Origin of the sequence: Streptomyces chryseus (assembly GCF_014650755.1) — a bacterium.
Lineage (GTDB): Bacteria > Actinomycetota > Actinomycetes > Streptomycetales > Streptomycetaceae > Streptomyces > Streptomyces chryseus.
Genome location: NZ_BMVO01000066.1, coordinates 1 through 1,944, shown reverse-complemented (window position 1 = coordinate 1,944; position 1,944 = coordinate 1). Strand labels below are relative to the sequence as shown.

General features: G+C 69.0%; 1 protein-coding gene. It reads left to right on the top strand.

Translation table 11 applies throughout. The features are described from left to right. On the top strand, positions 1–1,944 hold a 1,944-nt coding region (locus IE185_RS33570), incomplete at both ends, for a beta-ketoacyl synthase N-terminal-like domain-containing protein (RefSeq protein ID WP_229843864.1).

Below are 1,944 nucleotides of genomic sequence, written 5' to 3'. Positions count from 1 at the left end.
TCTCGCTCGCGGAGGTGTGGGCGAGCGCGGGTGTGGTGCCGGATGCGGTGGTGGGTCACTCGCAGGGCGAGATCGCTGCTGCGGTGGTGGCGGGTGGGTTGTCGTTGGAGGACGGGGCGCGGGTGGTGGCGCTGCGTTCGCAGGCGATCGGCCGGGTGTTGGCGGGTGGCGGTGGGATGGTGTCCGTAGCCCTGCCGGCCCAGGAAGTCGAAGAGCGTCTGGCTGCCTGGTCGGGGGTGTTGGGTGTTGCTGCGGTGAATGGGCCCTCGGCGACCGTGGTTTCGGGTGCGGTCGGGGCCGTGGATGAGTTCGTGGAGATGTGTGAGCGGGAGGGTGTGCGGGTCCGCCGTATTCCGGTGGACTACGCCTCGCACTCCTCTCAGGTGGAGAAGATCGAAGAGGAACTGGCGGAGTTGCTGGGTGCGGTGGAGGCCCGGGAGCCGCTGGTTCCGTTCTGGTCCACGGTGGAGCCGGGCCGGGCGGTGCGGCTGGATGGTGGGTACTGGTACCGGAATCTGCGGAAGCGGGTGTGTTTCGCGGAGGCGGTGGATCTGCTTCTGGGCGACGGGCACGGGGTGTTCATCGAGGTCAGTGCCCATCCGGTGCTGACGATGGGCGTGCAGGACCTTGCGGACCGCAGCTCGGCCGAGAACGCCGTGGTGGGAGGAACCCTCCGCAGGGACGACGGCAGCCTGCACCGGGTGTGGACCTCGATGGCAGAGGCGTTCGTACGAGGCATCGACGTCGATTGGGAGGCCGCGTACACCTCACACGGGCTCGCCACCCGCCGGGTCGATCTGCCGACATACCCCTTCCAACGCATCCCCCACTGGTTCGACACCACAGAGGAACAGCCGACCGCACCCGAGGCAGTAACAAAGACGCCGGACGCCCCGCTGCACCGCCGGCTCATCGGGCTCAGCACGGGGGAGCAGGAGCGGACGCTGCTGGAGGCCGTACGGGCATACGCGGCTGCTGCCCTCGGTCGCGGGACTGCCGGTGACATCGCGGCGGAGCGCACGTTCAAGGAGCAGGGCTTCGAGTCGCTCACCAGCGTGGAGTTGCGGAACCGGCTGAACACCGCGACCGGTCTTCGGCTCCCCAGCTCCGTGGCGTTCGACCACCCCACGCCGCTCGCCCTTGCCCGCCATGTTCGAGCCCAGCTCAACGGCGATGCCGAGACGGTTCCTGCACCGCAGACCGTCCTCCCCGTCACCCCGGTCGCCGATACCGAGCCGATCGCCATTGTGGGGATGGGGTGCCGGTTCCCGGGTGGGGTGGGTTCCGCGGAGGACCTGTGGGATCTGGTGGCATCGGAGACGGATGCGGTGTCGGGGTTTCCGGTGGACCGGGGCTGGGATGTCGCGGGGTTGTACGACCCGGAGCCCGGAACCCCTGGTAGGTCGTATGTGCGGGAGGGGGGTTTCCTGCACGGGGCGGGGGAGTTCGATGCCGCGTTCTTCGGGATTTCGCCGCGTGAGGCGGTGGCGATGGATCCGCAGCAGCGGTTGCTGTTGGAGACGTCGTGGGAGGCGGTGGAGGGTGCGGGGATCGACCCCCGCACCCTGCGCGGCAGCCGCACCGGTGTCTACGTCGGCGCCATGTCTCAGGAGTACGGCCCCCGCCTCTATGAGGATGCGCAGGACGGTGACGCGCAGGACGGGGACGAGCAGGGCTACGGGGGCTATCTGCTGACCGGCAATTCGGTGAGTGTGGCGTCGGGCCGTATTTCGTACGCGCTGGGGCTTGAGGGTCCTGCGGTGTCGGTGGACACGGCGTGTTCGTCGTCGTTGGTGTCGTTGCATCTGGCGGTGCAGGCGCTCCGCCGGGGCGAGTGCGACCTGGCGCTCGCGGGTGGCGTGACGGTGATGGCCGCTCCCGGTCTCTTTGTGGAGTTTTCGCGGCAGCGTGGGTTGGCGGTGGATGGCCGGTGCAAGGCGTTCT